The organism is Bacillus sp. FSL K6-1366 (assembly GCF_037976695.1).
GTDB lineage: Bacteria > Bacillota > Bacilli > Bacillales > Bacillaceae > Bacillus > Bacillus subtilis.
This window is the reverse complement of the sequence record NZ_CP150268.1, coordinates 356,910-378,924: the sequence shown is the minus strand read 5'-3', so window position 1 is coordinate 378,924 and position 22,015 is coordinate 356,910. Positions and strand designations below refer to the sequence as shown.

At 43.9% G+C, this 22,015-nt stretch carries 24 protein-coding genes; 23 read left to right on the top strand and 1 reads right to left on the bottom strand.

The genetic code is table 11. From position 1 onward, the window contains the following. The first annotated feature begins 232 nt into the window (after positions 1–232). From cheR to ypjB, 21 genes are all read left to right on the top strand, one after another. On the top strand, positions 233–1,003 hold the full coding sequence (gene cheR / locus MHI44_RS01940) for a protein-glutamate O-methyltransferase CheR (RefSeq protein ID WP_015251811.1): 771 nt from the start codon (positions 233–235) through the stop codon (positions 1,001–1,003). Between the two features lie 74 nt (positions 1,004–1,077). Beyond that, complete coding sequence (aroC, locus tag MHI44_RS01935; RefSeq protein ID WP_004398727.1) at positions 1,078–2,250, top strand: chorismate synthase; 1,173 nt, start codon at positions 1,078–1,080, stop codon at positions 2,248–2,250. Continuing rightward, positions 2,250–3,338, top strand: coding sequence for a 3-dehydroquinate synthase (aroB, locus tag MHI44_RS01930; RefSeq protein ID WP_339174779.1), 1,089 nt, complete (start codon positions 2,250–2,252; stop codon positions 3,336–3,338). The genes aroC and aroB overlap by 1 nt, the downstream gene beginning before the upstream one ends. Next, positions 3,335–3,718, top strand: coding sequence for a chorismate mutase (gene aroH, locus MHI44_RS01925; protein WP_004398675.1), 384 nt, complete (start codon positions 3,335–3,337; stop codon positions 3,716–3,718). Before aroB ends, aroH begins: the two co-directional genes overlap by 4 nt. Positions 3,719–3,933: 215 nt before the next feature. Then, positions 3,934–5,481 (top strand): anthranilate synthase component I, encoded by a 1,548-nt coding sequence (gene trpE, locus MHI44_RS01920; RefSeq protein ID WP_339202780.1) that lies wholly within the window; start codon positions 3,934–3,936, stop codon positions 5,479–5,481. Beyond that, complete coding sequence (gene trpD, locus MHI44_RS01915; RefSeq protein ID WP_159376945.1) at positions 5,453–6,469, top strand: anthranilate phosphoribosyltransferase; 1,017 nt, start codon at positions 5,453–5,455, stop codon at positions 6,467–6,469. The genes trpE and trpD overlap by 29 nt, the downstream gene beginning before the upstream one ends. Next, a complete protein-coding gene (gene trpC, locus MHI44_RS01910) occupies positions 6,462–7,214 on the top strand; it encodes an indole-3-glycerol phosphate synthase TrpC (protein ID WP_134981822.1) in 753 nt (250 codons plus the stop codon). Before trpD ends, trpC begins: the two co-directional genes overlap by 8 nt. 4 nt (positions 7,215–7,218) lie before the next feature. Continuing rightward, on the top strand, positions 7,219–7,866 hold the full coding sequence (locus MHI44_RS01905; protein WP_213379464.1) for a phosphoribosylanthranilate isomerase: 648 nt from the start codon (positions 7,219–7,221) through the stop codon (positions 7,864–7,866). After that, positions 7,847–9,049: a tryptophan synthase subunit beta gene (gene trpB, locus MHI44_RS01900; RefSeq protein ID WP_339202777.1), complete on the top strand. Its 1,203-nt coding sequence runs from the start codon at positions 7,847–7,849 to the stop codon at positions 9,047–9,049. The genes MHI44_RS01905 and trpB overlap by 20 nt, the downstream gene beginning before the upstream one ends. Then, complete coding sequence (gene trpA, locus MHI44_RS01895) at positions 9,042–9,845, top strand: tryptophan synthase subunit alpha (protein WP_339202775.1); 804 nt, start codon at positions 9,042–9,044, stop codon at positions 9,843–9,845. The genes trpB and trpA overlap by 8 nt, the downstream gene beginning before the upstream one ends. A gap of 10 nt (positions 9,846–9,855) precedes the next feature. Further along, entirely contained in the window at positions 9,856–10,938 is a 1,083-nt protein-coding gene (hisC, locus tag MHI44_RS01890; protein ID WP_029946590.1) for a histidinol-phosphate transaminase, read from the top strand. Between the two features lie 48 nt (positions 10,939–10,986). Beyond that, complete coding sequence (locus MHI44_RS01885; protein WP_339202773.1) at positions 10,987–12,102, top strand: prephenate dehydrogenase; 1,116 nt, start codon at positions 10,987–10,989, stop codon at positions 12,100–12,102. 10 nt (positions 12,103–12,112) lie between these two features. Then, complete coding sequence (gene aroA / locus MHI44_RS01880; protein WP_031315588.1) at positions 12,113–13,399, top strand: 3-phosphoshikimate 1-carboxyvinyltransferase; 1,287 nt, start codon at positions 12,113–12,115, stop codon at positions 13,397–13,399. Positions 13,400–13,733: 334 nt separating this feature from the next. Beyond that, the gene (locus MHI44_RS01875; protein ID WP_021481536.1) at positions 13,734–15,005 is read left to right on the top strand and encodes a tetratricopeptide repeat protein; all 1,272 of its coding nucleotides are present in this window, start codon (positions 13,734–13,736) and stop codon (positions 15,003–15,005) included. A 71-nt stretch (positions 15,006–15,076) separates the two neighbouring features. After that, positions 15,077–15,616 carry a ReoY family proteolytic degradation factor gene (locus MHI44_RS01870; RefSeq protein ID WP_003225551.1) on the top strand — a complete coding sequence of 180 codons (540 nt, stop codon included), beginning with the start codon at positions 15,077–15,079 and terminating at the stop codon, positions 15,614–15,616. 54 nt (positions 15,617–15,670) lie between these two features. Continuing rightward, positions 15,671–16,117, top strand: coding sequence for a YpiF family protein (locus MHI44_RS01865; protein WP_128480807.1), 447 nt, complete (start codon positions 15,671–15,673; stop codon positions 16,115–16,117). Positions 16,118–16,259: 142 nt separating this feature from the next. Beyond that, positions 16,260–16,763: a ubiquinol-cytochrome c reductase iron-sulfur subunit gene (locus tag MHI44_RS01860; protein ID WP_003230627.1), complete on the top strand. Its 504-nt coding sequence runs from the start codon at positions 16,260–16,262 to the stop codon at positions 16,761–16,763. Position 16,764: 1 nt separating this feature from the next. Next, positions 16,765–17,439, top strand: a complete 675-nt coding sequence (gene qcrB / locus MHI44_RS01855) for a menaquinol-cytochrome c reductase cytochrome b subunit (protein WP_003225560.1) — start codon at positions 16,765–16,767, stop codon at positions 17,437–17,439. A gap of 34 nt (positions 17,440–17,473) precedes the next feature. Further along, positions 17,474–18,241, top strand: coding sequence for a menaquinol-cytochrome c reductase cytochrome b/c subunit (locus MHI44_RS01850; protein WP_004398051.1), 768 nt, complete (start codon positions 17,474–17,476; stop codon positions 18,239–18,241). Between the two features lie 110 nt (positions 18,242–18,351). Beyond that, a complete protein-coding gene (locus MHI44_RS01845) occupies positions 18,352–18,945 on the top strand; it encodes a DUF1405 domain-containing protein (RefSeq protein WP_017696530.1) in 594 nt (197 codons plus the stop codon). 68 nt (positions 18,946–19,013) lie between these two features. Then, the gene (gene ypjB, locus MHI44_RS01840; RefSeq protein WP_015251822.1) at positions 19,014–19,808 is read left to right on the top strand and encodes a sporulation protein YpjB; all 795 of its coding nucleotides are present in this window, start codon (positions 19,014–19,016) and stop codon (positions 19,806–19,808) included. Between the two features lie 41 nt (positions 19,809–19,849). Here the strand turns inward: ypjB and MHI44_RS01835 are convergent, their stop codons facing one another. Continuing rightward, positions 19,850–20,722 (bottom strand): YitT family protein, encoded by an 873-nt coding sequence (locus MHI44_RS01835; protein WP_003230635.1) that lies wholly within the window; start codon positions 20,720–20,722, stop codon positions 19,850–19,852. A gap of 139 nt (positions 20,723–20,861) precedes the next feature. Here MHI44_RS01835 and MHI44_RS01830 point away from each other — a divergent pair, with 139 nt between their 5' ends. Both MHI44_RS01830 and dapB read left to right on the top strand, forming a co-directional pair. Beyond that, positions 20,862–21,197 carry a nucleotide pyrophosphohydrolase gene (locus MHI44_RS01830; RefSeq protein ID WP_004398044.1) on the top strand — a complete coding sequence of 112 codons (336 nt, stop codon included), beginning with the start codon at positions 20,862–20,864 and terminating at the stop codon, positions 21,195–21,197. 11 nt (positions 21,198–21,208) lie between these two features. Further along, on the top strand, positions 21,209–22,012 hold the full coding sequence (gene dapB / locus MHI44_RS01825; RefSeq protein ID WP_339202769.1) for a 4-hydroxy-tetrahydrodipicolinate reductase: 804 nt from the start codon (positions 21,209–21,211) through the stop codon (positions 22,010–22,012). The last annotated feature ends 3 nt before the right edge of the window (positions 22,013–22,015 follow it).

Genomic DNA, 22,015 nt, shown 5'->3' with positions numbered 1-22,015 from the left:
TGTGAAAATAAGCAACAGAGCCGGCAACATATAACGCCGCCGGTTTTTGTTCTGTTTTGTAAAGGTTTACATTAAAGTGAATAAAGGGTTGAATGGCAGTGTGCATCAGACCTCTGCCTTTCCCAACGATCTAAAATCAGCTGAAAAGCTGATTTTTTTATTGAAACAATACAATTTCCTGATAAAACAAGCTATACTAGGACAAAAAGACAGCGAGACTGGGAGAGTAGAGATGGATACATACAGCGTATTTACAACGAAATGGAAACAATTAACCGGAGTCGATTTGACACTATATAAAGAAGCACAAATGAAGAGAAGGCTAACGTCACTTTATGAGAAAAAGGGGTTCCAAAGCTTTAAGGACTTTGCGGCGGCATTGGAAGAGGATCAAGCTCTCTTAAATGAAACATTGGACAGAATGACGATCAATGTTTCAGAATTTTATCGTAATTATAAAAGGTGGGAAGTTCTTGAGACTGCAATTCTGCCGTTAATCAAGACCTCTAGGCCTTTAAAGATTTGGAGTGCCGCCTGCTCAACGGGGGAGGAGCCATACACGCTTGCCATGCTTTTGGACCAGCAAAAAGGTCTTCCGGGCTATCAGATTTTAGCGACGGATATTGATGAAAAAGCATTGGAAAAAGCGAAAAAAGGCGTTTATCAGGAGCGGTCTTTACAGGAAGTGCCGCTATCTGTGAAAGATCGTTATTTTACGCAAAACGCAAATAGAAGTTATGAAGTGAAAACGGAAATCAAAAAGAATATTACATTCAAAAAGCACAATTTGCTGGCGGATCGTTATGAACAAGACTTTGACTTAATCGTGTGCCGCAATGTATTTATTTATTTTACAGAAAGCGCGAAGGAAGAGCTGTATTTAAAAATGGCACATAGCTTGAAGAAGAATGGAGTTCTTTTTGTCGGCAGCACCGAGCAAATCTTCAATCCCGAGAAATTTGGCCTAGTCCCAGCCGATACATTCTTTTATCAAAAAAGATAGACTGACTTTTTGCTGAAAAATATGTTATAGTAGTCTTACTTAAAAGCGTTAATGCGATGAAGGGAGAAGAAGTCATGAGATATTTAACAGCCGGAGAATCACACGGCCCCCAACTGACAACCATTATTGAGGGTGTACCTGCCGGGCTTTACATAACGGAGGAAGATATCAATTTTGAGCTTGCCAGACGCCAAAAAGGACACGGCCGCGGCCGCCGCATGCAGATCGAAAAAGACCAGGCCAAAATTATGAGCGGGGTGCGCCATGCACGTACACTCGGTTCACCAATTGCTCTCGTAGTTGAAAATAACGATTGGAAGCATTGGACAAAAATCATGGGCGCCGCTCCAATTACAGAAGATGAAGAAAAGGAAATGAAGCGCCAGATTTCCAGACCTAGACCTGGGCACGCTGACTTAAACGGTGCAATTAAATATAATCATCGTGATATGAGAAATGTGCTTGAGCGTTCTTCAGCAAGGGAAACAACTGTCAGAGTGGCGGCAGGGGCTGTAGCTAAAAAGATTCTTTCTGAGCTTGGCATTAAGGTGGCGGGCCACGTGTTGCAAATTGGCGCTGTTAAAGCTGAAAAAACAGAATATACGTCAATTGAAGACCTGCAGCGCGTAACGGAAGAGTCTCCTGTCAGATGCTACGATGAAGAGGCAGGCAAAAAAATGATGGCTGCCATTGATGAAGCAAAGGCAAACGGAGATTCCATCGGCGGAATAGTAGAAGTCATTGTCGAGGGAATGCCGGTAGGCGTGGGCAGCTATGTCCATTATGACCGCAAACTGGATAGCAAGCTTGCTGCCGCTGTACTGTCAATTAATGCATTTAAAGGTGTGGAATTCGGGATCGGATTTGAGGCGGCAGGCCGAAATGGAAGCGAAGTCCATGACGAGATCATTTGGGACGAGGAAAAAGGATACACCCGTGCTACTAACAGACTTGGCGGACTGGAAGGCGGCATGACGACAGGGATGCCAATCGTTGTCCGCGGAGTCATGAAGCCGATTCCGACTTTGTATAAACCGCTGAAAAGTGTAGATATTGAAACGAAAGAACCGTTTTCCGCCAGCATTGAACGTTCAGACAGCTGTGCTGTTCCTGCAGCAAGTGTAGTCGCTGAAGCGGCTGTCGCTTGGGAAATTGCGAACGCAGTCGTTGAACAATTCGGATTAGATCAAATTGACCGCATTAGAGAAAATGTGGAGAATATGAGAAAACTGTCGAGGGAATTTTAATGAAGACACTGCATGTTCAAACTGCTTCCTCGTCATATCCTGTTTTTATCGGACAAGGTATCAGAAAAAAGGCTTGCGAACTATTAACCTCTTTAAACAGGCCTTTAACAAGGATTATGCTTGTCACGGATGAAGAGGTGGACCGCCTGTATGGTGATGAAATGCTCCATTTGCTGCAAGATAAATGGCCTGTGAAAAAAGTGACGGTACCGAGTGGAGAGCAGGCAAAATCCATGGACATGTACACAAAGCTGCAGAGTGAAGCGATTCGTTTTCATTTGGATCGCTCCTCATGCATCATCGCATTCGGTGGCGGTGTTGTAGGGGATCTTGCCGGTTTTGTGGCTGCCACTTTTATGCGCGGCATTGATTTCATCCAAATGCCTACGACGCTCTTGGCGCATGACAGCGCAGTCGGAGGAAAAGTAGCCGTGAACCATCCGCTTGGAAAAAATCTAATCGGTGCGTTTTATCAGCCGAAAGCCGTGCTCTATGATACAGATTTCCTGCGTTCTCTGCCTGAAAAAGAGCTTAGGTCCGGAATGGCAGAAGTGATTAAACACGCTTTTATCTATGACAGAGCGTTTCTGGAGGAGCTGCTGAATATCCACTCACTGCGTGATATCACTAATGATCAGCTGAATGACATGATTTTTAAAGGCATTTCAATTAAAGCGTCTGTCGTTCAGCAGGATGAAAAAGAAGAGGGGATAAGAGCTTACTTAAACTTCGGGCATACGCTCGGTCATGCCGTTGAGGCGGAATATGGATACGGGCAGATCACTCACGGTGATGCCGTAGCCCTCGGAATGCAGTTTGCTTTATATATAAGCGAAAAGACTGTAGGCTGTGAAATGGACAGAAAACGTTTGGTCAGCTGGCTAAAAAGCCTGGGTTATCCAAGTCAAATCAGAAAAGAGACGGAAACTTCGGTTCTCTTGGACCGTATGATGAATGATAAGAAAACCCGTGGCGGGAAGATTCAGTTTATTGTGCTCAACGAATTAGGGAAAGTTGCTGATCATACATTTTCCAGAAATGAACTTGAGAGCTGGCTGAACATATGGCGATTGGAGGAGACATCATGATGATTCGCGGAATTCGCGGAGCAACTACAGTTGAACGGGATACTGAAGAAGAAATTTTACAAAAAACTAAACAGCTGTTAGAGAAAATCATAGAAGAAAATCATACAAAACCGGAAGATGTTGTTCAAATGCTTCTGTCGGCTACACCTGATTTGCACGCTGTTTTCCCGGCAAAAGCTGTTCGCGAGCTTTCAGGATGGCAGTATGTACCGGTAACATGTATGCAGGAAATGGACGTAACAGGCGGTCTGAAAAAGTGCATAAGAGTCATGATGACGGTCCAGACAGATGTCCCTCAGGATCAGATCAGACATGTATATTTAGAAAAAGCCGTCGTATTGAGGCCCGATTTATCATTGACAAAAAATACTGAATTGTAATACGATAAGAATAGCTTAGAAATACACAAGAGTGTGTATAAAGCAATTAGAATGAGTTGAGTTAGAGAATAGGGTAGCAGAGAATGAGTTTAGTTGAGCTGAGACATTATGTTTATTCTACCCAAAAGAAGTCTTTCTTTTGGGTTTATTTGTTATATAGTATTTTATCCTCTCATGCCATCTTCTCATTCTCCTTGCCATAAGGAGTGAGAGCAATGAATTTCCAATCAAACATTTCCGCATTTTTAGAGGACAGCTTGTCCCACCACACGATACCGATTGTGGAGACCTTCACAGTCGATACACTGACACCCATTCAAATGATAGAGAAGCTTGACAGGGAGATTACGTATCTTCTTGAAAGCAAGGACGATACATCCACTTGGTCCAGATATTCGTTTATCGGCCTGAATCCATTTCTCACAATTAAAGAAGAGCAAGGCTGTTTTTCGGCCGCTGATCAGGACAGCAAATCTCTTTACACAGGAAATGAACTAAAAGAAGTGCTGAACTGGATGAATACCACATACAAAATCAAAACACCTCAGCTTGGCATTCCTTTTGTCGGCGGAGCTGTCGGGTACTTAAGCTATGATATGATCCCGCTGATTGAGCCTTCTGTTCCTTCGCATACAAAAGAAACAGACATGGAAAAGTGCATGCTGTTTGTTTGCCGGACATTAATTGCGTATGATCATGAAACCAAAAACGTCCACTTTATCCAATATGCAAGGCTTAATGGAGAGGAAACAGAAAACGAAAAAATGGATGTATTCCATCAAAATCATCTGGAGCTCCAAAATCTCATCGAAAAAATGATGGACCAAAAAAACATAAAAGAGCTGTTTCTCTCTGCTGATTCATACAAGACACCCAGCTTTGAGACGGTATCTTCTAATTATGAAAAATCGGCTTTTATGGCTGATGTAGAAAAAATCAAAAGCTATATAAAAGCAGGAGATATCTTCCAGGGTGTTTTATCACAAAAATTTGAGGTGCCGATAAAAGCAGATGCTTTTGAGTTATACCGAGTGCTTAGGATCGTCAATCCTTCGCCGTATATGTATTATATGAAACTGCTAGACAGAGAAATAGTCGGCAGCTCTCCGGAACGGTTAATACACGTTCAAGACGGGCACTTAGAAATCCATCCGATTGCCGGTACGAGAAAACGCGGCGCAGACAAAGCTGAAGATGAGAGACTGAAGGTTGAGCTGATGAAGGATGAAAAAGAAAAGGCGGAGCATTACATGCTCGTTGATCTTGCCCGAAACGATATCGGCAGAGTAGCAGAGTATGGTTCTGTTTCTGTGCCGGAGTTCACAAAAATTGTCTCCTTTTCACATGTCATGCACATTATCTCGGTGGTTACAGGCCGATTGAAAAAAGGGGTTCATCCTGTCGATGCACTGATGTCTGCTTTCCCGGCGGGGACTTTAACAGGCGCACCCAAAATCCGTGCCATGCAGCTTTTGCAAGAGCTCGAGCCAACACCGAGAGAGACATACGGAGGGTGTATTGCCTACATTGGGTTTGACGGGAATATCGACTCTTGTATTACGATTCGCACGATGAGTGTAAAGAACGGCGTTGCATCGATACAGGCAGGTGCTGGCATTGTTGCTGATTCTGTTCCGGAAGCCGAATACGAAGAAAGCTGTAATAAAGCCGGTGCGCTGCTGAAAACGATTCATATTGCAGAAGACATGTTTCATAGCAAGGAGGATAAAGCTGATGAACAGATTTCTACAATTGTGCGTTGACGGAAAAACCCTTACTGCCGGTGAGGCTGAAACGCTGATGAATATGATGATGGCAGCGGAAATGACTCCTTCTGAAATGGGGGGTATATTGTCAATTCTTGCTCATCGGGGGGAGACGCCAGAAGAGCTTGCAGGTTTTGTGAAGGCAATGCGGGCACACGCTCTTACAGTCGATGGACTTCCTGATATTGTTGATACATGCGGAACAGGGGGAGACGGTATTTCCACTTTTAATATCTCAACGGCCTCGGCAATTGTTGCCTCGGCAGCTGGTGCGAAAATCGCTAAGCATGGCAATCGCTCTGTCTCTTCTAAAAGCGGAAGCGCTGATGTTTTAGAGGAGCTAGAGGTTTCTATTCAAACCACTCCCGAAAAGGTCAAAAGCAGCATTGAAACAAACAACATGGGATTTCTTTTTGCGCCGCTTTACTATTCGTCTATGAAACATGTAGCAGGTACTAGAAAAGAGCTAGGTTTCAGAACGGTATTTAATCTGCTTGGGCCGCTCAGCAATCCTTTACAGGCGAAGCGTCAGGTGATTGGGGCCTATTCTGTTGAAAAAGCTGGATTGATGGCAAGCGCACTGGAGACGTTTCAGCCGAAGCACGTTATGTTTGTATCAAGCCGTGACGGTTTAGATGAGCTTTCAATTACAGCACCGACCGACGTGATTGAATTAAAGGACGGAGAGCGCCGGGAATATACCGTTTCACCCGAAGATTTCGGTTTCACAAATGGCAGACTTGAAGATTTACAGGTGCAGTCTCCGAAAGAGAGCGCTTATCTCATTCAGAATATTTTTGAAAATAAAAGCAGCAGTTCCGCTTTATCTATTACGGCTTTTAATGCGGGTGCTGCGATTTACACGGCGGGAATTACCGCCTCACTGAAGGAAGGAACGGAGCTGGCGTTAGAGACGATTACAAGCGGAGGCGCTGCTGCACAGCTTGAACGACTAAAGCAGAAAGAGGAAGAGATCTATGCTTGAAAAAATCATCAAACAAAAGAAAGAAGAAGTGAAAACACTGGTTCTGCCGGTAGAGCAGCCTTTCGAGAAACGTTCATTTAAGGAGGCGCTGGCAAGCCCGAATCGGTTTATCGGGTTGATTGCCGAAGTGAAGAAAGCATCGCCGTCAAAAGGGCTTATTAAAGAGGATTTTGTGCCTGTGCAGATTGCAAAAGACTATGAGGCTGCGAAGGCAGATGCGATTTCCGTTTTAACAGACACCCCGTTTTTTCAAGGGGAAAACAGCTATTTATCAGACGTAAAGCGTGCTGTTTCGATTCCTGTACTTAGAAAAGATTTTATTATTGATTCTCTTCAAGTAGAGGAATCAAGAAGAATCGGAGCGGATGCCATATTGTTAATCGGCGAGGTGCTTGATCCCTTACACCTTCATGAATTATATCTTGAAGCAGGTGAAAAGGAGATGGACGTGTTAGTGGAGGTTCATGATGCATCAACGCTAGAACAAATATTGAAAGTGTTCACACCCGACATTCTCGGCGTAAATAATCGAAACCTAAAAACGTTTGAAACATCTGTAAAGCAGACAGAACAAATCGCATCTCTCGTTCCGAAAGAATCCTTGCTTGTCAGCGAAAGCGGAATTGGTTCTTTAGAACATTTAACATTTGTCAATGAACATGGGGCGCGAGCTGTACTTATCGGTGAATCATTGATGAGACAAACTTCTCAGCGTAAAGCAATCCATGCTTTGTTTGGGGAGTGAGGTTGTGAAGAAACCGGCATTAAAATATTGCGGTATTCGGTCACTAAAGGATTTGCAGCTTGCGGCGGAATCACAGGCTGATTACCTAGGATTTATTTTTGCTGAAAGCAAACGAAAAGTATCTCCGGAAGATGTGAAAAAATGGCTGAACCAAGCTCGTGTCGAAAAACAGGTTGCAGGTGTTTTTGTTAATGAATCAATAGAGACGATGTCACGTATTGCCAAGAGCTTGAAGCTCGACGTCATTCAGCTTCACGGTGATGAAAAACCGGCGGATGCTGATGCTCTTCGCAAGCTGACAGGCTGTGAAATATGGAAGGCGCTTCACCATCAAGGTAACACAACTCAAGAAATAGCCCGCTTTAAAGATAATGTTGACGGCTTTGTGATTGATTCATCTGTAAAAGGGTATAGAGGCGGAACTGGTGTTGCATTTTCTTGGGAATGTGTGCCGGAATATCAGCAGGCGGCTATTGGTAAACGCTGCTTTATCGCTGGCGGCGTGAATCCGGATAGCATCACCAGCCTATTGAAATGGCAGCCAGAAGGAATTGACCTTGCCAGCGGAATTGAAAAAAACGGACAAAAAGATCAGAATCTGATGAGTCTTTTAGAAGAAAGGATGAACCGATATGTATCCATATCCGAATGAAATAGGCAGATACGGTGATTTTGGCGGAAAGTTTGTTCCGGAAACACTCATGCAGCCGTTAGATGAAATAGAAACAGCATTTAAACAAATCAAGGATGATCCCACTTTTCGTGAAGAGTATTATAAGCTGTTAAAGGACTATTCCGGACGGCCGACTGCATTAACATACGCTGATCGAGTCACTGAATACTTAGGCGGCGCGAAAATCTATTTGAAACGAGAAGATTTAAACCATACAGGTTCTCATAAAATCAATAATGCGCTAGGTCAAGCGCTGCTTGCTAAAAAAATGGGCAAAACGAAAATCATTGCTGAAACCGGTGCCGGCCAGCATGGTGTTGCCGCTGCAACAGTTGCAGCCAAATTCGGCTTTTCCTGTACTGTGTTTATGGGTGAAGAGGATGTTGCCCGCCAGTCTCTGAACGTTTTCCGCATGAAGCTTCTTGGAGCGGAGGTAGTGCCTGTAACAAGCGGAAACGGAACATTGAAGGATGCCACAAATGAGGCGATCCGGTACTGGGTTCAACATTGTGAGGATCACTTTTATATGATTGGATCAGTTGTCGGCCCGCATCCTTATCCGCAAGTGGTCCGTGAATTTCAAAAAATGATCGGAGAGGAAGCGAAGGATCAGTTGAAACGTATTGAAGGCACTCTGCCTGATAAAGTAGTGGCATGTGTAGGCGGAGGAAGCAATGCGATGGGTATGTTTCAGGCATTTTTAAATGAAGATGTTGAACTGATCGGCGCTGAAGCAGCAGGAAAAGGAATTGATACGCCTCTTCATGCCGCCACTATTTCGAAAGGAACCGTAGGGGTTATTCACGGTTCATTGACTTATCTCATTCAGGATGAGTTCGGGCAAATTATTGAGCCCTACTCTATTTCAGCCGGTCTCGACTATCCTGGAATCGGTCCGGAGCATGCATACTTGCATAAGAGCGGCCGTGTCACTTATGACAGTATCACTGATGAAGAAGCGGTGGATGCATTAAAGCTTTTGTCAGAAAAAGAGGGGATTTTGCCGGCAATCGAATCTGCCCATGCGTTAGCAAAAGCATTCAAACTCGCCAAAGGAATGGATCGCGGTCAACTCATTCTCGTCTGTTTATCAGGACGGGGAGACAAGGATGTCAACACATTAATGAATGTATTGGAAGAAGAGGTGAAAGCCCATGTTTAAATTGGATCTTCAACCATCAGAAAAATTGTTTATCCCGTTTATTACGGCGGGCGATCCAGTTCCTGAGGTTTCGATTGAACTGGCGAAGTCACTCCAAAAAGCAGGCGCCACAGCATTGGAGCTTGGTGTTGCATACTCTGACCCGCTTGCAGACGGTCCGGTGATCCAGCGGGCTTCAAAGCGGGCACTTGATCAAGGAATGAATATCGTAAAGGCAATCGAATTAGGCGGAGAAATGAAAAAAAACGGAGTGAATTTTCCGATTATCCTCTTTACGTATTATAATCCTGTGTTACAATTGAACAAAGAATACTTTTTCGCTTTACTGCGGGAAAATCATATTGACGGTCTGCTTGTTCCGGATCTGCCACTAGAAGAAAGCAACAGCCTTCAAGAGGAATGTAAAAGCCATGAGGTGACGTATATTTCTTTGGTTGCGCCGACAAGCGAAAGCCGTTTGAAAACCATTATTGAACAAGCCGAGGGCTTCGTCTACTGTGTGTCTTCTCTGGGTGTGACCGGTGTCCGCAATGAGTTCAATTCATCCGTGTACCCGTTCATTCGGACAGTGAAGAATCTCAGCACTGTTCCGGTTGCTGTAGGGTTCGGTATATCAAACCGTGAACAGGTCATAAAGATGAATGAAATTAGTGACGGTGTCGTAGTGGGAAGTGCGCTCGTCAGAAAAATAGAAGAATTAAAGGACCGGCTCATCAGCGCTGAAACGAGAAATCAAGCGCTGCAGGAGTTTGAGGATTATGCAATGGCGTTTAGCGGCTTGTACAGTTTAAAATGAGGTGACTGATTTGCGTATCAAAGAACATTTAAAACAGCTGAAGCCTTATCAGCCTGGAAAGCCGATTGAAGCAGTGAAATCAGAATATGGCTTGGATAAAGTTGTGAAGCTTGCTTCAAACGAGAATCCTTACGGCTGTTCAGAGGCTGCAAAAGAGGCGCTTCATCATGAGATTCAACAGCTAGCCCTTTACCCGGACGGGTATAGCGCCGCTTTGCGGACAAGGCTCAGTAAGCACCTCAATGTCAGCGAAACATCACTTATTTTCGGCAACGGTTCTGATGAAATCATACAGATCATCTGCCGGGCATTTTTAAACGATAAAACAAACACGGTTACTGCTGCCCCCACTTTTCCGCAATATAAACATAATGCGGTCATTGAAGGTGCTGAAGTACGTGAAATTGCACTTCGTCCCGACGGCTCACATGATTTAGACGCCATGTTAGAAGCCATCGACGAACAGACACAAGTCGTTTGGATATGCAGCCCGAATAATCCGACTGGCACTTATACATCTGAAGGAGAATTACTCGCATTTCTGGAGCGCGTTCCTTCACGTGTCCTTGTTGTTCTTGACGAAGCATATTATGAATATGTAACAGCAGAGGATTACCCGGAAACCGTGCCGCTCTTAAGCAAGTATTCCAATTTGATGATTTTGCGCACATTTTCAAAGGCATACGGTCTGGCAGCGCTCAGAGTCGGATACGGAATTGCTGACGAGAACCTGATTCGCCAGATTGAGCCGGCGAGAGAGCCGTTTAATACGAGCCGTCTGGGCCAGGCTGCGGCGATTGCCGCTCTTGATGATCAAGCGTTTATTGCTTCCTGTATCGAGCAAAATAATGCAGGCCTTCAGCAGTATTATGATTTTGCGAAAACTCATGGTTTAAAGTGCTACCCTTCACAGACAAATTTTGTGTTAATTGACTTTAAACGTCCTGCTGATGAACTGTTTCAGGCTCTGCTGGAAAAAGGCTATATCGTCCGGTCAGGAAATGCATTAGGTTTCCCGACATCACTCCGGATTACGATCGGAACAAAAGAGCAAAATGAAGAAATACTTGCCATTTTAGCTGAAATTTTATAAGAGGTGATCAAATATCACCTCTTTAGTCTATAAACCAGGTGATGACGTATGAATCAAATGAAAGATACAATATTGCTCGCCGGTCTCGGATTGATAGGCGGTTCGATTGCCCTAGCGATCAAAAAAAATCATCCCGGCAAACGGATTATCGGAATCGACATCTCTGATGAACAGGCGGTAGCGGCATTAAAATTAGGTGTGATAGACGATCGTGCTGATTCGTTTATTAGCGGTGCGAAAGAGGCAGCTACAGTAATCATTGCGACACCTGTCGAACAAACACTGGTTATGCTTGAAGAGCTGGCTCATTCAGGAATTGAACATGAGCTTTTGATTACGGATGTAGGAAGCACAAAGCAAAAAGTGGTTGATTACGCTGATCAAGTGCTGCCTAGCCGCTATCAGTTTGTCGGAGGGCATCCGATGGCGGGTTCACATAAATCAGGAGTGGCCGCTGCGAAGGAGTTCCTGTTTGAAAATGCATTTTATATTTTAACGCCAGGCCAGAAAACGGACAAACAAGCTGTGGAACAGTTAAAAAACCTGCTGAAGGGGACGAATGCCCATTTTGTGGAAATGTCGCCAGAGGAGCATGATGGTGTTACAAGTGTAATCAGTCATTTTCCGCATATTGTAGCAGCCAGTCTTGTTCACCAAACCCATCATTCGGAAAACCTGTATCCGCTTGTTAAGCGTTTTGCTGCCGGCGGATTCAGAGATATTACAAGGATTGCATCAAGCAGCCCGGCAATGTGGCGGGATATTTTATTACATAATAAAGATAAAATCTTAGACCGTTTTGATGAGTGGATTCGTGAAATTGACAAGATCCGTACATATGTAGAACAAGAAGATGCGAAAAATCTATTTCGTTATTTTAAAACCGCCAAGAATTATCGCGACGGGCTGCCGCTTCGGCAGAAGGGAGCGATACCTGCATTTTATGATTTATATGTGGATGTACCCGATCATCCGGGTGTAATATCCGAGATAACAGCGATCTTAGCTGCGGAGCGCATCAGTATCACGAATATCCGCATTATCGAAACACGAGAGGATATTAACGGGATTTTAAGGATCAGTTTTCAGTCTGATGACGACCGCAAAAGGGCAGAACAATGCATTGAAGCCCGGGCGGAATATGAAACTTTTTATGCTGATTGAGGTGGAAAAAATGAAACGAGAAAAGGTGCAGACCTTACATGGAGAAATACATATTCCCGGTGATAAATCCATTTCTCACCGCTCTGTTATGTTTGGCGCGCTAGCGGCAGGCACAACAACAGTTAAAAACTTTCTGCCGGGAGCAGATTGTCTGAGCACGATCGATTGCTTTAGAAAAATGGGTGTTCACATTGAGCAAAGCAGCAGCGATGTCGTGATTCACGGAAAAGGAATCGATGCCCTGAAAGAGCCAGAAAGCCTTTTAGATGTCGGAAATTCAGGTACAACCATTCGCCTGATGCTCGGAATATTGGCGGGCCGTCCTTTTTACAGCGCGGTAGCCGGAGATGAGAGCATTGCGAAGCGCCCAATGAAGCGTGTGACTGAGCCTTTGAAAAAAATGGGGGCTAAAATCGACGGCAGAGCCGGCGGAGAGTTTACACCGCTGTCAGTGAGCGGCGCTTCATTAAAAGGAATTGATTATGTATCACCTGTTGCAAGCGCGCAAATTAAATCTGCTGTTTTGCTGGCCGGATTACAGGCTGAGGGCACAACAACTGTCACAGAGCCCCATAAATCTCGGGACCACACTGAGCGGATGCTTTCTGCTTTTGGCGTTAAGCTTTCTGAAGATCAAACGAGTGTTTCCATTGCTGGTGGCCAGAAACTGACAGCTGCTGATATTTTTGTTCCTGGAGACATTTCTTCAGCCGCGTTTTTCCTTGCTGCTGGCGCGATGGTTCCAAACAGCAGAATTGTATTGAAAAACGTAGGTTTAAATCCGACTCGGACAGGTATTATTGATGTCCTTCAAAACATGGGGGCAAAACTTGAAATCAAACCATCTGCTGATAGCGGTGCAGAGCCTTATGGAGATTTGATTATAGAAACGTCATCTCTAAAGGCAGTTGAAATCGGAGGAGATATCATTCCGCGTTTAATTGATGAGATCCCTATCATCGCGCTTCTTGCGACTCAGGCGGAAGGAACCACCGTTATCAAGGACGCGGCAGAGCTAAAAGTGAAAGAAACAAACCGCATTGATACTGTTGTTTCTGAGCTTCGCAAGCTGGGTGCTGAAATTGAACCGACAGCAGATGGAATGAAGGTTTATGGCAAACAAACGTTGAAAGGCGGCGCGGCAGTGTCCAGCCACGGAGATCATCGAATTGGAATGATGCTTGGTATTGCTTCCTGTATAACGGAGGAGCCGATTGAAATCGAGCACACGGATGCCATTCACGTTTCTTATCCAACCTTCTTCGAGCATTTAAATAAGCTTTCGAAAAAATCCTGAAGTTTTACTTCAGGATTTTTTATGCAGATCATAATTCGAGGCGAAAAAACATAGCTTGTCTTATAGAGGGGATAGAAAAACGAAAAGGGGGGATGTGCTTTACTTACAAGCCGGCAGGTCAAAGAGCTGCTTTACTGTACAGAGGGCGATCTTCCTTTTTTCATTTTCTATCTCAAGATCTTTTGGTAAACTAATAAGACTCAATAATTCCCTTCCGTACAGAAGCATCTTATTTGCCGGGGGCATTCGTCTGAATTATGATAAGATTAACCCGAACAAATAAAGCTTTTTTGTATGGTTGATGTTGTATAGGAAAAGAAAGGACCGGTCCGATTTGAATACATTGATACAAGAAGCCATAAAATTAGTTGAAGCAGGTGAAACAGAAAAAGGCCTCAACACACTCTCGAAGGCTGAAAAACAGCTGCATGATGAAGATAAAGCCATTGCAGCCCAGCTTTATTACGAGTGGGGCGATGTAGAAAAAGCAATTTCACTGATTAGTGATCTACATGATTTATATCCAAATGAAACAGAACTGACGAATTTCTACGCTGAACTTTTAATAGATATTGACGAAGAAGAAAAAGCCCTCGCTGTGCTGGAGACTATTCCGGAAACAGATCCATCATATCCGGAAAGTTTGCTGCTTATGGCGGATCTTTATCAGATGCAGGGGTTATTCGAAGTCAGTGAACAAAAGCTTTTACAGGCAAAGTCCATTCTGGACAATGAACCTGTTATTGATTTTGCACTGGGAGAACTTTACTTTGCTCAGGGAGCCTATGCAAAAGCGGTTCAATATTTTAAAACAACGGCTGAGGAGCAGAGTGAGATCGGAGGCGTTAATGTCCATCAAAGACTGGCAGAATCGTTAAGTGCCTCAGGTGAATTTGAGGATGCCATTCCATGGTATGAGAAAGCTGTTGATGAGAATCCTGATCCTAATACGATTTTCGGCTATGGTTTTACAGCCTTACAGGCGGGGCTTGTGAAAACAGCTATTAAGCAGCTGTCTGATTTAAAGGAGCTTGATCCATCTTATACTTCACTTTATATGCCGCTCTCGAAAAGCTATGAAGCTGAAGGAATGTATGAAGAGGCATTAAAAACGGCAAAAGAGGGGATCAGATATGATGAATATAACAAAGAACTTTTCCTTTATGCCGCCAAAATGGCCTTAAAAATCGGGAAGTCAGAAGAGGGGAAAAAGCTGCTTCAGGAGGCGCTTGCGCTTGATCCGGGCTTTGTCGAGGCGCTTCATACACTTCTTGCCGTGTATCACAAAGAAGAGGATTATGATCAGATCATTGATCTTATTCAAGAGGTTCGAAGCTACGGTGAAGAAGATCCGAAATACAATTGGTATCTTGCAAGCGCATATACTGAATTAGAGCAATACGAGGAAGCAAAACAATCCTTTGAGGCTGCCTATCTTCATTACCGGGAGGATAGAGATTTCTTATATGAATACGCAAGCTTCCTATTAGAAGAAGGTCTTCAAAAAGAAGCGCTGCCGCTTTTGAAAAAGGTTCTTGAAATGGACGGAGCCAATGAAGAGCTGGAAGAAACGATTTTGCGAATCGAGGATGAATTTTCTAGATAAGCAGGAATATTAACCATTCATGTGGAACATATAAGTATATAGATTATACGAACGATAGAGGAGGGAATTACATGCAGACCCCTGTTTCTGTCAATGAGAAAAAAGATTTTATCCGTTGGTTTTTAAACCATTATCAGTTAAAGCGCCGAGAGTGCGTTTGGATCTTGAACTACTTAATGAGCCATGATTCTCTCATGGAGAAGGTTCATTTTGTGGAGCAGGCTGAATTTTGCCCGAGAGGCATTATAATGTCAACACATTGTGTTGAAGAAGTTCCGTTCCGGTTCTATAAAGAGAATGTCATGACTACCGACGCGGAAAAATCTTTTCATGATATTAGATTAAATAAACAGCAGGATTTGTTTATCCAGCTTAATTTCCGTTCGGCTTACAGCTCACCTGAATATGCGGCGGTGCTGGAGTCCAACCCGCATATTCCGAAAGATCTTTTTGAGAATAAAAAAGATCAGGGATTGGCGGAACAGATTTTAGAGCACGCTATTTCCACATTCCAAAGAGAAAAATTATTAAAAGACATTGACGACGCGTTAGATCGTCATGATAAAGAGGCATTTGAACAATTATCGCGCCAATTAAATCAGCTCACATAATATGACCAGCCTTGCAGTGAATTGCAAGGCTTGTTGCCGTAAAGGGGGAGAACGATGAGGTGGAGAATCACTGATGCCAAGGACTATTTACAAGCTAAGGATTACATTGATACCGCTGTCATACCATTAATTAACATAAGGGTTAATAACCATTTTAAAATGGCGGCGGAGAAAGGCGAGTTTACGCAGCTGATCTCAGAAGAACTTGAAAGGCAATTAAAGGGACGGGTATATTTACTTCCGCCTTATACATATGTTGATAGAAATGAAATAACCGTTCAAGGGCTTAAGGATTTGCGGGAAGAGCTGATAACGGAATTTCCGCATGTTGTCCTGCTCACATCTGACGAAAGTTGGAGAGCTGAGGAGGCGTTAGGCAAAATGATTGTTACACCGTCTGTTCCATTAGAGCATTTAAATGACTCTTTAAAAAGAAAAATATTGGATGAACGCACTGCTGAAATTTTGAACGTTTTGTTACAGTTATGGAGCACTTCATAAAAACACTTACATTTCCTTATAAACAATATTTTGGCTATATTGACCTTGCTGAGAGATTCATATATTATGAGGGTGTCTAGAGTTATTGCAATATTTTCTATTTTAGTCAGTTTGCAGGGGTGACCTAGAGGGGGGAGAAGAGATGGGCGGAAAACATGATATATCCAGACGTCAATTTTTGAATTACACGCTCACAGGCGTAGGAGGTTTTATGGCGGCTAGTATGCTCATGCCTATGGTTCGCTTCGCACTCGACCCGGTATTAAAATCGACAGGGAAGCAGGATATGGTTCAGGTTGTCAGCGTTGATGAGTTGACAAAAGAGCCGCAGCGCTTTGATTTTAAAATTAATCAAGTCGATGCCTGGTATGAGTCAGAAGAGTCAAGATCAGCCTGGGTCTTCAAAAACGGGGATGAAATTGTAGCACTTTCGCCAATTTGTAAGCATTTAGGGTGTACGGTGAACTGGAATAGTGATCCTAAAAACCCGAATAAATTCTTTTGTCCATGCCATTACGGACTCTATGAAAAGGACGGCACCAATGTCCCTGGCACGCCGCCGCTTGCGCCTCTTGATCATTATGAGCAAGAAGTAAAAGACGGCTTCCTGTATCTTGGAAAAGCAAAGCCTAAGGGGGAAGGGTGACATGCTGAACAAAATTTATGACTGGGTAGACGAGCGGCTTGATATTACACCGATGTGGAGGGATATTGCCGATCACGAAGTACCGGAACATGTGAATCCCGCCCATCATTTCTCTGCGTTTGTGTATTGCTTTGGGGGACTGACGTTTTTTGTAACCGTTATCCAAGTATTATCTGGAATGTTTTTAACGATGTATTATGTGCCTGATATCAAAAATGCCTGGGAATCGGTATATTATTTGCAAAATGAAGTGGCATTCGGCCAGATTGTCAGGGGGATGCACCACTGGGGTGCGAGCCTGGTCATTGTGATGATGTTTTTACATACGCTGAGGGTCTTTTTCCAAGGCGCGTATAAAAAACCGCGCGAGCTGAACTGGATTGTCGGTGTGCTGATCTTCTTTGTTATGCTCGGTCTTGGCTTTACAGGCTACTTGCTTCCTTGGGATATGAAGGCTCTGTTTGCAACAAAAGTCGGGCTGCAGATCGCCGAAGCCACGCCTTTGATCGGAACGCAAGTTAAAACGCTCCTTGCAGGGCATCCGGATATTGTAGGCGCCCAAACGCTGACTAGGTTTTTTGCGATCCATGTATTTTTTCTTCCTGCCGCATTGTTCGGGCTGATGGCTGCACATTTTATTATGATCCGGAAGCAGGGGATTTCAGGACCGCTTTAAACTCTTGATCTGCGAATAAAAGGGAGGGGATGACATGCACCGGGGCAAAGGGATGAAATTTGTAGGCGACTCAAGGATACCGGCTGAAAAAAAGCCGAATATACCGAAGGATTATTCGGAGTATCCGGGTAAAACAGAGGCTTTCTGGCCAAATTTCTTGTTAAAGGAATGGATGGTTGGAGCTGTCTTTCTCATCGGTTTTCTCGTTTTGACGATTGTGCATCAGCCGCCTTTGGAGCGGATGGCGGACCCGACTGATACTGGTTATATTCCGCTGCCGGATTGGTATTTTCTTTTCTTATACCAGCTGTTGAAGTATGAATACGCCGCCGGAAGCTTTACAGTGGTCGGCGCCATGATTATGCCAGGTCTCGCTTTTGGGGCCCTGCTTTTGGCTCCATTCCTGGACAGAGGGACAGAAAGAAGGCCGTGGAAGCGTCCGGTCGCTGTCGGTATGATGCTTCTGGCCATTTCCGCTGCTGTATTTTTGACGTGGCAGTCAGTTGCTACTCATGATTGGGCCAAGGCAGAGGAACAGGGGAAAATCACAAAAGAAGCCGACATTGACACCAATGCAGAAGGATATAAGGTCTTTAAGGAACAGGGCTGTATTTCTTGCCATGGGGATAACCTTCAGGGAGGAGCGGCTGGGCCTTCATTGGTTGACAGCGGGCTGAAACCGGAAGAAATCAAAAAAATCGCTGTAGAAGGGAAAGGCAAAATGCCGGCGGGTGTGTTCAAAGGAAATGATAAACAGCTCGAAGAACTTGCAAAATTTATTTCTGAAACAACCGCAAAATAACGTATTGTGAATTGTCAAATGGAAGGATATACTTTTATTATCAAAAGCTGACCCGGCGTCAGCTTTTTTATATGGACATATTATTTTTACAGACTGAGAGTTGATTCGATGTGAAATGGTTTCAATATGTATTAGGGCAGCGGCCGATGCTTATTCTTGTCTTAGCCATTAATTTTCTAGGAACGGTTTACGGCTACTATTGGTACTTGCCGCAGCTTTTGGAGACACCGGCCCGTTTCCTGATTTTTGTTCCGGACAGTCCGACAGCAACGTTTTTCTTTCTGTTTGTGCTGCTTGCCTTTCTCATGAAACGGAATGCTCCGCTCTTTGAGGCGCTTGCGCTAGTTACCCTCGTAAAGTATGGCCTATGGGCGGTGGCTATGAATTTTCTTGTGCTTGCAGTAACTGGTGACTTGCCGTGGGAGGGCTACATGCTAATTGCTTCGCATTTTGCAATGGCAGTTCAAGGCGTATTATACAGTCCGTATTTTCGTTTTTCATTTTGGCATCTTGCAATTGCTGCAGTCTGGACACTGCATAACGATGTCATTGACTACTTGTTTGATATGATGCCGCAATACTCTATGCTTTCTGATTATATGACTGAAATAGGATACGGAACATTTTGGCTAAGCATCTTTTCAATCGGGCTTGCTTACTTTCTTGTGGTCTCAAAAAAGCAAACGAAGCTTGAGCTGATGTAAAGACAATGTTGGTCTATCCTTGTCCCTTTCTTCATATTCTGTAAGGAGAGAGAGTGGGAGGGACCTGCATGAAACGAAAGCTGACGATCTGTTTGTTGATTGCACTTATTTTTTATAATGGAAATGCCAAGGCTGCAGAGCGGGGAAGCCTCGAGGAATTGAATGATTTATCCGATACAGTCTTTCAAATGACCCGACAGGCGAAATATGAAGAGGCGCTTCAAGTCTTGGAGTATTTTGAAAAAACATTAAAATCCGCTGAGAAAAAACAGCAAGACCCCATGCTAACGGGAGCCCAAATCCGTCAAATCACATTGGGCTATAATGATATGGTTCGGAGTTTAAAGCAAGCTGATACATCAGACACACAAAAACTCAGAGCAGCCGCGCAGTTCAGAATGCTGATGGATGCGGTTGACAATCGGTCGGACCCGCTTTGGGGCTCACTGGAAAAACCGATTATGGAAGCTTTTACTGAGCTGAAGCGAGATGTCCAGAAGAATGGAAGCACAAGCTTTCATGAAAAATGGAATGAATTTATCAGTTTATATGACTTGATTTACCCCAGTCTTACAATCGATGTATCAGAGGATCAGCTTGAAACAGTCGGAAAACATATAGATGTTATTGAGCAAGAGGAATTTCAGCAAATGACAGAGAGCACAAAGCTTGAACGGCTTTCCCTTCTTCAGCATGACCTGAAAAATGTGTTTGACAGGGTGGAGGAGGATGATGCCGATCCGTCTTTACTCTGGGTGATGATTACAACCGGCAGTATCATCATTACTGCTCTTACCTATGTCGGTTACAGAAAGTACAAGGCGGAAAAAAACAAGCTGAAAAAAAGGGACTACCCTAAATAAGGATGAGGGGCGGCGGTCAGCCGCCTTTTTTCTATTACATGTCAGCGCGGAAGCGGATTTTTATTTTCATCAAGCGTAAATCCTTCTCCGAGCACATCGTGAACATCGCTTACCGCTACAAAGGCATGGGGATCAATGGAGTTAATCACGCTTTTCAGCATCACCAATTCGTTTTTCGGCACCACACAATAAAGTACATCTATATCCTCTTTTGTGTAGGAACCTTGTCCTTTCAAAATGGTGACGCCCCGTTCCATTTCTTCAAGAATCTTTTTCTGAATCAGGTCGTTTTTCGAAGAGATGATCGTAGCGCCTTTAGCAGCGTATCCGCCTTCCTGAATAAAATCGATTAATCTTGCCGCTACAAATACAGCTACCAGCGTATACATTGCTTCTTTATAGGAGAGATAAGTAAGCAAAGACAAAATGATGACGCAAGCATCGAAAGCAAACATCGTTCTGCCCATCGGGATCCCAAAATACTTATTCACTAAACGTGCGATGATATCAACACCGCCTGTCGTACCGCCGAACTTAAAAATAATTCCCAGTCCGGCTCCGATGAATACGCCGGCAAATAAAGCGGCGAGCGCTAAGTCGTGCTGAAGGGGCATATGGATTTCATATCGCTGAAAGATGCTGAGGAACAAAGACAAGGCTACAGTGCCGACAAGGGTATAAACAAACATTGTCCTGCCGAGCAAACGCCAGCCAATAAAAAAAATCGGAATGTTCAACACCAGGTTCGAGATAGAGGGGCTGATGTGGAAAAGGGCATAAAGCAAAAGTGTAATACCTGTAAAACCGCCCTCAGCCAGATTGTTCTGCATATTGAAATGAACCAAGCCAAATGAAAAAATTGCCGCTCCGATTAAAATAAAAAATATGTTTTTTAATCTAATTTCTCCAAGCATCACACAAAACCCCTTTTCCTTCCATTAGATAGCGTTTATATTATAGTGGATGAAAAAGAAAACAGCAAACGTGCTTAAACATTTGTCAAACGTATCTGAATTAGCTAACATGTAAGAGGATGATAGGAGGTTTCGTTCAGTGAGTGATAAAACAATGAAAGACATACAGGCTGAAGTAGACCGTTACATCGGCCAATTTAAAGAAGGATATTTTAGCCCGCTGGCCATGATGGCGAGGCTGACTGAAGAACTGGGCGAGCTTGCCAGAGAAGTGAATCACCGTTATGGAGAAAAACCAAAAAAAGCGACTGAAGATGATAAAAGCATGGAAGAGGAAATGGGCGATGTGCTATTTGTATTGGTTTGTTTAGCCAACTCTCTTGATATCTCTTTAGAGGAAGCTCACGACCGAGTCATGCATAAATTTAATACAAGAGATAAAGATCGCTGGACCAGAAAAGAAGAAGGAAAGTAGAGGAGATCAAGATGTCAAACGAAACAATTAAAGTAGTCATTGCGGGACCGCGCGGAAGAATGGGGCAGGAAGCTGTTAAATTGGCAGAACGAACACCTCATTTTGACCTTGTCGGGGCCATATACCATACATACGATCAGCAAAAATTATCTGATGTGATGCCTGTTGAGTCAGATGCTTTAATTTACACAGATATCCATGCCTGCTTTACAGAAACACAACCGGATGTCTTGATTGATTTAACAACGCCCGAAATCGGAAAAGTACATACAAAAATTGCATTAGAGCACGGAGTCCGTCCAGTTGTCGGAACAACCGGTTTCTCAGAAGCTGATTTAAAAGAGCTCACGTCTTTAACAGAAGAAAAAGGGATCGGAGCCATCATCGCGCCAAATTTTGCGCTCGGTGCGATACTGATGATGAAATTTTCAAAAATGGCTGCCAACTATTTTGAGGATGTTGAGATTATTGAGCTTCATCATGACCAGAAGCTTGACGCACCAAGCGGAACTGCGCTTAAAACAGCGGAAATGATTTCAGAAGTCCGTAAAGAAAAGCAGCAAGGACATCCGGATGAAAAAGAAATTCTCCCAGGAGCAAGAGGAGCGGAGCAAAACGGCATTCGCTTGCACAGCGTCCGTCTTCCGGGACTGATCGCGCATCAGGAGGTCATGTTCGGCATGGATGGCCAAACGCTTCAGATACGCCATGATTCTTATAACCGCGCTTCTTTCATGTCAGGCGTTAAACTGTCAGTCGAACAAGTCATGAAGATTGATCAGCTTGTGTACGGTTTAGAAAATATCATTGATTAGACG